The organism is Streptomyces spiramenti (genome assembly GCF_012034385.1).
GTDB lineage: Bacteria > Actinomycetota > Actinomycetes > Streptomycetales > Streptomycetaceae > Streptomyces > Streptomyces spiramenti.
In genome coordinates, this window is sequence record NZ_JAAVJB010000396.1 from 1 (window position 1) to 2,531 (window position 2,531).

The window sequence follows — 2,531 nt, forward strand, 5'->3', positions numbered from 1 at the left end:
GGCGACGGGAACGGCCGAGGGCCCGCGCCGGACGGCGCGAGCCCTCGGCCCGGTGCTCGGGTACCCGCTCGGCTCAGCCGGTGCCCCATGCGGCCCGGACCGGCGTGGTGTCCCGTTCGACCAGGAACGCCGGCCGGTCCGGGTGCGCCGGGGCGTTGCTGACGGCGTTGTAGGTGAGGAAGAGCACCGCCCGCCGGTCGTCGGAGGTGTTGTTCGACGAGGCGTGCACGATCGAGGGGTGGAAGGCGGTCACCGCGCCGGCACCGCCGAGGATCTGCCGCGGCGGGTGCTCCACGGCCAGGGCGCGGGCCGCCTCCTCGGAGACCGTGTGCGTGAGGCGGGCCGAGACGTGGGCACGCCAGTCGTCGCCGGCTGCCCCCTGCTCACCGTCACCGACCAGCCCCAGCCGGTGCGACCCGGAGAGCACGGTCAGCGGCCCGTTGGCGGGGTGCACCGCGTCCAGGTTGACCGCGATGTTCACCGCGTGCGGCTCCGGCATCCCGTCCTCGTACGCCCAGAAGGCGAAGTCCTGGTGCCAGGGCCACTCGCGGCCCTCGCGCGGCCCTTTGATGTTGACCTTGAACTGGTACAGGTACACGGGCCCTCCCACCAGCTCCTCGGCCAACCGGACCACGCCCGGATGCCGCACCAGCGCGGCGCAGACCTCGTCGTAGCGGTGGCAGCCGTGCAGCGCCCGGACGGTGTCGGAGTCCTCCTCGTACACGACCTCCGGACGCACCGTCCGGGAGATCGCCTCGACACGTGACCTCACCGAGGCCAGCAGCTCCGGCTCCAGCCCCCACGGTGCCGCGCACCAACCCTGCTCCTCGTAGGCCGACCGGGTACCGATCCCGTCGTGGGGCCGGGTCACCGACATCTCCTTCGTCCTCTCCTGTGGGGCGGGCCGGAAGTGCCCGCCGCGTCCGCGCCCGCTCACGCGCGGCCCGTCGGTGCCACGCCGTCGCCGTCCGCGCCCGCCGCCTCGCACCGCTCCATCACCAGGCCGTGCCAGCGGTCCGCGACGGAGACGGCCGTCTCCGGGGAGATCGCACGCCGCAGGTAGTTGAGGTTGAGGTTGGCCGTCTCGTGGGCGGTGACGACCACCGCTCCCAGGTAGCAGCTCGCGCCCAGGCTGGCCGCGAGCTGAACCCCCGAGAACCGCAGCGACCCGTCCCGCTCGGGAAAGTCGACCCGCCCGAAGTTGGAGAGCGCCAGGTTCTGCGGGTTGGCGGCTTCCGCCGCCTCCAGCAGCCGCAGCACCCCCTTGTCGGCGCGCGGCACCACCCACCGGGAGATGTGGAGCATGCAGAAGTCCTCGCTCTGTTCGCGGCGTTCCCGCATGTCCGTGGTGATGGAGCGGGCCGTCTCCCAGAACTCCCGCTCCGGCCGGTGGTCGACGTTGGTGCGCAGCATCGAGACGAAGGCGCCGACCTCCTGGGGCGCCACCCGCGGCTCCAGGCGGGCGCGGAGGTCCACCGGCGAGCCCAGCGTGATGCGCATCGATCCGTCGGGGCCCGGCCGGTCCTCGGGCGCGAAGAGGTCGGGCGCGTGTTCCGCCGCGGCCCGCACCAGCGCGGCGCCCAGCGCGCCGTGGACCGTCGTCCCCTGACGGCGGCTCTCGGCGAGCAGCGCGTCGAGAGCCGCCGCGGGCACCGACCGGTGGACCAGTCCGGAGCGCCGTTCGGCGAACGGCACGCGCTCGCTCCCGACGATCCGCACCGGGGCCCGCTCCCGGACGCGACGCTGCTCGCGCACCATGGACCGCGCCGTGCGCAGCAGTTCCGCGGGCCGGTAGGTGCGGTGGGCGCGGGGGATCAGCTCCTCCACCGGCGGCAGCACCTCCCGCTCCGGCTCCCGCCCCCGCCCCTGCGGGGCGACGGCGGTGACGCACTCCCGCAACAGCGACACCAGCGAACTGGCGTCCACGACGACGTGCGAGACCACCAGCAGCAGGTCGTGGGTGAGGCCGTCGGGCGTGCTCAGCAGGACCGCCCGGAAGGCCGGGCCGCTCGCCAGGTCCAGCGGCCGGCCCGACTCCCGCTCCTGCAACTCCTCGACCCACTGCTCGTCGAGGTCGGTGAGGGGACCGGTGCGCAACTCGGCGGCCCGGTCGGGGACGGCGACGAACACGGGCCTGCCCTTGGCGTCGGGCCGGACGGCGGCTCGCAGCAGCGGGTGGCGCCGCTGCAACTCGGCGAGGGCGGCGGCGATGTCGTCCGCGGTGAGCTCGCCCCGGACGCGCACGCGGGCCAGGCCGTTGTACGGCGAGACCTGGTCGGCGAGCCAGTACCACCGCTCGGTCGGGCCGAGCGGGCGCATCACGGCGCCGTCCGCGGTCGCCCGCCCGCCGGGGGGCCCGGCGGGCGCGGTGGTGTCGGTCGGTGGTGCGGTCATGGGTTCTCTCCGTCCCGGCCTGCGGCCGGCAGCAGGGGCGGCGCGGCACACGGGCCGGCCGGTGGGGTGTGGTGCGGCGCACCCGGGTCCGGCCGGGTGCGCCGTGAGGTCAGGAGCCGGCCGCCGCCGGTCGGGGC

At 75.5% G+C, this 2,531-nt stretch carries 2 protein-coding genes; both read right to left on the bottom strand.

Going from position 1 to position 2,531, the window contains the following annotated elements; all coding sequences use genetic code 11:
- Positions 1-73: 73 nt before the first annotated feature.
- Positions 74-871, bottom strand: coding sequence for a phytanoyl-CoA dioxygenase family protein (locus tag HCJ92_RS23590; protein WP_338054356.1), 798 nt, complete (start codon positions 869-871; stop codon positions 74-76).
- A 62-nt stretch (positions 872-933) separates the two neighbouring features.
- Positions 934-2,394: a condensation domain-containing protein gene (locus HCJ92_RS23595; RefSeq protein ID WP_167935639.1), complete on the bottom strand. Its 1,461-nt coding sequence runs from the start codon at positions 2,392-2,394 to the stop codon at positions 934-936.
- Between the last annotated feature and the right edge of the window lie 137 nt (positions 2,395-2,531).

Bases quoted from the DNA above. Each gene is read 5' to 3' on its own strand.
- HCJ92_RS23595 (WP_167935639.1), bottom strand. From the start codon at position 2,394: ATGACCGCACCACCGACCGACACCACCGCGCCCGCCGGGCCCCCCGGC.